Source organism: Solidesulfovibrio sp., assembly GCF_029978005.1.
Taxonomy (GTDB): Bacteria; Desulfobacterota; Desulfovibrionia; order Desulfovibrionales; family Desulfovibrionaceae; genus Solidesulfovibrio.
Window position 1 is genome coordinate 1 of the sequence record NZ_JARKOZ010000201.1, and the last position, 6,381, is coordinate 6,381.

The 6,381-nt window shown below is 67.7% G+C and carries 5 protein-coding genes; 4 read left to right on the top strand and 1 reads right to left on the bottom strand.

Annotated elements, in window-relative coordinates; genetic code table 11:
• Positions 1 to 81 precede the first annotated feature (81 nt).
• The 4 genes from Q1K70_RS20590 to Q1K70_RS20605 all read left to right on the top strand — a co-directional run bounded on the left by Q1K70_RS20590 (position 82) and on the right by Q1K70_RS20605 (position 3,902).
• Positions 82 to 1,656: a DUF87 domain-containing protein gene (locus tag Q1K70_RS20590; RefSeq protein WP_300164080.1), complete on the top strand. Its 1,575-nt coding sequence runs from the start codon at positions 82 to 84 to the stop codon at positions 1,654 to 1,656.
• Positions 1,657 to 1,726: 70 nt separating this feature from the next.
• Complete coding sequence (locus Q1K70_RS20595) at positions 1,727 to 2,422, top strand: lytic transglycosylase domain-containing protein (RefSeq protein ID WP_300164083.1); 696 nt, start codon at positions 1,727 to 1,729, stop codon at positions 2,420 to 2,422.
• Positions 2,419 to 2,907, top strand: coding sequence for a peroxiredoxin (locus tag Q1K70_RS20600; protein WP_300164086.1), 489 nt, complete (start codon positions 2,419 to 2,421; stop codon positions 2,905 to 2,907). The genes Q1K70_RS20595 and Q1K70_RS20600 overlap by 4 nt, the downstream gene beginning before the upstream one ends.
• A 5-nt stretch (positions 2,908 to 2,912) precedes the next feature.
• Positions 2,913 to 3,902 (top strand): radical SAM protein, encoded by a 990-nt coding sequence (locus Q1K70_RS20605; protein ID WP_300164088.1) that lies wholly within the window; start codon positions 2,913 to 2,915, stop codon positions 3,900 to 3,902.
• Positions 3,903 to 3,929: 27 nt separating this feature from the next.
• Here the strand turns inward: Q1K70_RS20605 and Q1K70_RS20610 are convergent, their stop codons facing one another.
• Positions 3,930 to 5,630: an FAD-dependent oxidoreductase gene (locus tag Q1K70_RS20610; RefSeq protein WP_300164091.1), complete on the bottom strand. Its 1,701-nt coding sequence runs from the start codon at positions 5,628 to 5,630 to the stop codon at positions 3,930 to 3,932.
• Positions 5,631 to 6,381: the final 751 nt, after the last annotated feature.

The following is a 6,381-nucleotide window of genomic DNA, read 5'->3' on the forward strand; positions in this document are numbered from 1 at the left end:
GCATCCCGGCCCGTCGCCCGCCCCCCGCCAAGGGGGGCCGGGGGGGATTATCCCCCCCGGCCGCCGGAGGCATTCTTCCTTATGCAACGCAAGTACATAGGTTCCATTTCCTCGGTCGAGGGCGCGGAAGTGACGCTGGTGCTCGACGCCGCCGTGGCCGGCGAGGTGCGCCTGGGCGAGATGGTGGTGCTGCCTTCGCCGCGTTCCATGGTGTTCGGGCTTGTGCAGGCGCTGGAGATGCCGTCGCCGGCGGCCGGGGAGAGTGGCCTGCGGCTGGCCAGGCTGGCCCTGCTCGGCGAGAGCCTGGGGCCGGAGACGGACGCCTTTTCCTTCACGCGCGGCGTGTCGGTGAGCCCCTGTCTCGGCGGCCCGGCGCGTCTGGCCGCCTCGCAGGACCTGGCCCGCATCTACGCCAAGCCCGCCAAGTCGAGCGTGCTTATCGGCAGCCTGCATCAGGACGCCGAGGTGCCGGCCTTCATGGTGGTGGACGATTTCCTGGGCAAGCATTTCGCCGTGCTCGGCACCACGGGCTCGGGCAAGTCCTGCACCGTGGCGGTGCTGCTGCGTTCGGTGCTTTCGGCCCACCCGAGCGGCCACATCGTGCTGCTCGATCCCCACGACGAGTACGCCTCGGCCTTTGGCGACATGGCCGAGTCGGTCACGCCCGACAACCTGGCCTTGCCCTATTGGCTGCTCGACTTCGAGGAGATGGTGCAGGTCTTTTGCAGCGGCGAGCAGCCGTATCGCGAGGTGGAGGCGAACATCCTCAAGGAGTGCGTGCTGGCGGCCAAGGCCGAGTACTGGCGCGGGGCCGGCGGCGACGAGGCGGGGCTGACCATCGACACGCCCACGCCCTACCGTCTGGCCCGGGTGACGGAGCTGCTCAAGATCGGCATGGGCCGCCTGGACAAGCCCGAGAGCTCCGTGCCCTATCTGCGCCTGACGGCGCGCCTGGACGCCCTGCGCCGCGACCGCCGCTTCTCCTTCATGTTCGGCCAGCTCACCATCGAGGACAACATGGCGGCGGTGCTCTCGCGTTATCTGCGCCTGCCGGCGGGCGGACGGCCGCTGACCATCTTCAACCTGGCCGGCGTGCCGGCGGAGATCGTGGACGTGGTGGTTTCGGTGCTGTGCCGGCTCATTTTCGACTTCGCCCTGTGGGCCGAGCGGGGCCGGGGGGTGCCGGTGCTGCTCGTGTGCGAGGAGGCCCACCGCTACGTGCCGCGCGACACGGCGGCGGCCTTCGGCCCCACGCGCCGGGCCCTGTCGCGCATCGCCAAGGAGGGGCGCAAGTACGGCGTGTCCCTGGGCCTGGTCACCCAGCGGCCTTCGGAAATCTCGGAAACCGTGCTGTCCCAGGTCAACACCCTGGTGTCGCTGCGCATGAGCAACGAGCAGGACCAGCTCTTCGTGCGCCGGGCCATGCCGGAAAACGCCGCCGGGCTGCTCGCCGCCCTGCCGGCCCTGCGCACCCAGGAGGCGGTGGTGGTGGGCGAGGGCGTGCCCGTGCCCATGCGCATCCGTCTGCGCGACCTGGACGAAAACGAACGGCCGCGCAGCGACACGGCCCGATTCTCCGCGGTCTGGTCCGCGCCGTGTAACGACACGGGCTTCATCGGCGACACCATAGACCGCTGGCGGCGTCAGGTCCGTTGATCCCCCTTTCTTGTCAATCCCTGGCGAAGGGGGTAGGGGCAAGAGGCATGTCGCCAAGGAGCGTTGCCTGATGCGTGTCGCGACGCCGGCCTTCCTGGCCGGCCTGTTTCTTCTGCTTTGCGGGCCGATTTTCGCCGCCGGTCCGAAGATGGCCACCGCGCCCATGCCGGTCACGGAAATTCATGGGATCAGCCTGCCCGATCCCGTGGCCGCGGCCAAGCGCGACGCTTCCTTGCGCCAGGCCGGCCGCCGCCTGGGTGGGGCGAATCCTGTCGCCTGCCGCTACCCCGCGCTCATCGAGGACAAGAAGCTCCTGCGCCTGGTCAACATCCACAGCCGCAAAAACGGCCTGGACCCGCGCCTGGTCTACGCGCTCATCGAGCAGGAATCCCGCTTCAACCCCTGCGCCGTCTCGCCCAAAGGCGCCCAGGGAATCATGCAGATCATGCCCGACACCCAGAAGTTTCTGGGCCTGACCGAGCCCTTCGACGCCGAACGCAACATCGCCGCCGGCACGCGCTACCTCAAATCCATGCTGGACAAGTTCCAGACCGAGGTCATGGCCCTGGCTGCCTACAACGCCGGCCCGGGGGCCGTGGCCAAGGCCGGCGGCGTGCCCCCCTTTGACGAAACCCGGGATTATGTGCTCAAGGTGGTGGACCGCTACTTTTATTTGCGGCAACGCTACCCCGTGGAAGACATCGATTCGATCCACAAGAAACTGGCCGCGACGGACCTGCCGCCCGCCAGGATGGAGCAGCCATGAGCGACGAAATCTGGCCCATGCCCGGGCGGCCCGCCCCGGACTTCCGCCTGCCCGACGCGGCCGGCGTGCTCCATTCCCTGGCCGATTTCGCCGGCCGCTGGCTGGTGCTCTATTTCTACCCGAAAGACCTCACCAGCGGCTGCACCACCGAGGCCCTGGAATTCACGGACCTGCTGCCCCGGTTCGAAGCCCTGGGCGCGGCCGTGGTCGGGGTCAGTCGCGACAAGCCTGCCAGCCACGCCAAATTCATCGACAAACACGCCCTTTCCGTCCTGCTGCTCTCCGACCCGGAGCTTGCGGCCCACAACGCCTACGGGGTCTGGCGCATGAAGAAGATGTGCGGCAAGGAATGCATGGGCGCGGTGCGCTCCACCTTCCTCATCGACCCCAAGGGCATGGTGCGTCAGGCCTGGCCCAAGGTGGCCAAGGCCGCCGGGCACGCCGCGGCCGTGCTGGCCGCCCTGGCGGACGCGGCCGGAGCCTGAGGCCCATGACGCTCGCCGTCACGCGCCTGCGCTCGGGCGGGCTTGTCGCCACCTACCAGTGCCAGAGCGCCTGTCCGCACTGCCTGTACCGGGGCGGTCCCTCCCGGGAGGCGCAGTACATCGACCAGGCCACGGCCACGGAGCTTTTCGCCAAGGCCCTGTCCCTGGGCGCGACATCCATGCACGTGGGCGGCGGCGAGCCGCTGCTCGACCCGCTGTCCCTGGCCGGGGTGCTGGCGGCGGCGGCCGAGACGGGCATGCCCCTGGAATACGTGGAGACGAGCGGTTCCTGGTTCGAGGACCTGGACGAGGCCGTGGAACTGCTGGCCGAGCTGCGCGGCATGGGCCTTTCCCGGCTGCTCGTGTCCGTAAGCCCCATGCACAACGGCTTCATCCCGCTCAAAAAGACGCTTGGCGTCATCGAGGCGGCCGGTCTGGCCGGCGTGGACGTCTTTCCCTGGCAGGAGCATTTTCTCGAAGACCTGCGGGCCTTCGACCCGGAGACGATCCATCCCTTCGGCGAGTACCTGCAGCGCTTCGGGCCGGACTATCCGGCGCAGATCCTCAAGCGGACCTGGGTTCACCTGGGCGGCCGGGCCTTCGACCTGTTCGCCCCGGCCCTGGGCCGCCGTCCCGTGGCCGAGGTGCTGGCCGCCGCGTCGGCCGAGTGCCGGGCCGAACTCACCGACGCCAGCCATTTCCACATGGACCTTTACGGCGATTACACCCCGGGCCTGTGCTCGGGCCTGGCCATCCGGGCCACGGACCTGGGCGGCCCCCTCGACCCGGAACTCTACCCCATCCTGTCCACCCTGGCCGAATCCGGCATCCGCGGCATGTACGACTACGTCGCCAACCTCGAGGAGTTCACGGCGAGCCCCCTGGGCTACGTCAACAAATGCGATCTGTGCCAGGACATCCGCCGCCACCTGTCCGAGCGCGGCTGGTTCGAGTCCACGGAACTGTCCCCGCCGGAATTCTACGCCACGCTGTAGGGTGGGAAAGGGACGGCGGACGACCCGTCAGGCAGTCTTCTCCTTCTTCCAGTAGGGATGGGCCAGGTCCTCGAAGGCCGACAGCGCCGCCGTCGAGCCGTCGCCCACGGCCGTGACGATCTGGCGCGCTCCGCCTGTCACGTCGCCGGCGGCGTAGATGCGCGGGATCGACGTGCGCTTGGCCCGGTCCGTCTTGATGAAGCCGTCGGTGTCCAGGGCAAGCCCCAGTTCCTCGGCGATCTCCGTGTTGGGGATGAACCCGATGGCCACGAACACCGCGTCCGTCCCCACCAGCCGCTCGGTGCCGTCGGCCACGTCCTGCACTTTCACGCCCGTGACCTTGTTGTCCTCGCCCACGATCTCCGTGACCACGGCGTTAAGGATCGTCGCCACGCCCTCCTTGGTCACCGCGTCGACCAGATGCTTCTCGGCCCGGAATTGCCCGCGACGGTGGATGACCGTCACGTCCACGCCCAGGTTCTTGAGGTGCAGAGCGTCGGTCAGCGCCGTGTTGCCGCCGCCGACCACCACCGCCTTCTTCTCGCGGTAGAGATAGCCGTCGCAGGTGGAGCAGTAGCTGACGCCGAAGCCGAAGTAGCGGTCCTCGCCCGGCACGCCGAGCTTCTTCCAGGCCGCGCCCGTGGCCAGGATGAGCGCTCGCGCCACGTACACCGTTTTGTCGGTGTAGACCTCCACGTGCTTGCCGAGCTTGACCTCCTCGATGCCTTCGCCCTCGTGCACCTCGGCATAGCTGCGCGCCTGGGCCGCGATCATCTCCATGAGCTGCTTGCCCGGCACGTTGGAAAAGCCCGGATAGTTCTCCACCACCGGGGTCAGCGCCACCTGGCCGCCGATGACGTTTTTCTCCAGCACCACGGCCGAAAGGCCGCTTCGCACCGCGTACATGGCCGCCGTGAGCCCGGCCGGGCCGGCCCCGGCCACCACCACGTCCACTTCCTTGACATCGAGCCCGCCGCCCATGTCCAGGCCCGCCTCATGCTGCCGGGCCATGAGATCCTCGGCGCTCTTGAGCGTCACGAGCTCCACAACGAACCGCTCCTCGGGCACGAGCCCGAGCATGGAAAACTCGTCGTTGACGAAGGTATGCGGCACCGAGCCCACATGAAACTTGTCGGCCAGCTCCGTGTGCTGCGATATGTCCACGCAGGCGGCGGAAACGAGGTCCGGCCGCTCGATGGCGCAGTGGAAGGCGTGGGACACCTGGCCGGGACAATACGGGCACGACGGGCTCACGAACACCTTCACGTCGCGCTTCTCCTCCAACTCCGCGAGGAGCTGGCGCGAAATCTGCCCCAGGCCGCTCTTGCCCACGGACAGGCGCATGATCGTCTCGATCAGCGTGCGCGCCTCCTCGCCGAGCGGCGCGCCCAGATAACGTATCTTGTACCGGTCCGGCGCGAGAAGGAGCGTGGGCGAAAAATCCACGCCATGCAGCTTGGCCGCGTCGCTCTCCAACGTCTCGAAGTGGGTCATGATTTTCGGAGTTATTTCCGCCAGTTCCCGACACAGGGATTCCATGAACGTATTGTAGGGCGCGTTCCGCTTGGGGTCGGTAAAGACGACGAGCTCGACCGGCTCCTGCATCGGCTCGAAAAAATTCGTCAATTCCTCGAGGTTGTCCTCGGGGATGAGCCGCTTGGGCTTGTGCTGGGCCGCCTTCTTCCCGTCCTTGGATTTCTTGTCCTTGTCGCTTCCGAAAAGGGCCATGCTGCCGCTCCTTCAAGTCGTTTCCCGAATGGGTTCGGCCATTATGTAGCCCAAGGCGACCGGCGCTGCAAACAATGCCGGCGACGGCCCCGCGATTTCCCTTGCCGGCGCAGCAAAAAAGCATAGAACGAAACACAGGGAACCAGGGAGCCCGGTCCGGGGGGGCCGGGATAAGTCAGGGGGAGGCAGCCATGAAAGATGCGCTCATCGCAGCCGCATTGGTCTTCTTCGCGGCCATCATGCTTTTATTTCCATCGGCTTGGGAACCCGTCACCGACGCCGAGGCCCGGCAACTCGACGACAAGAAGTAGGTCGCCGAGCGCGCGCCGAAGCCTCCGGCGGCCGGGGCGCTGCCCCGGACCCCGCCAGGGCGTTGCCCTGGACCCACTGGGGGGAGTGACTCCCCCCAGGCCCCCCCGACCGGCGTGGTCGGGCGGGGAGGGCTGCGGTCACCGGGGCGGCTGGCGTTGGCGGAACGAAGATGGGGGCGGAATTTTCCCTGCCGCTGCCGCCGCTTCGCGGCAGGCTAGGCAGGAAAATTTCCGCCCCCAGGCCGTCGCCCCTTCGGGGCGAATTCTTGGAATTTTTGCTTTGAAAGCCTCTTTTAAAGATCTCTTCTCTTAAAATGCGGCGCTTCGCCGCTGGCGCCCGTGGTCGGGGAAATGGGCCGGGCCGTGCTGGCCGGCTTTGCGGCCTGCGTCGCCCGGCCTAATTCCCCGACCACAACCACCGACCCCCCGCCCCCCACTGG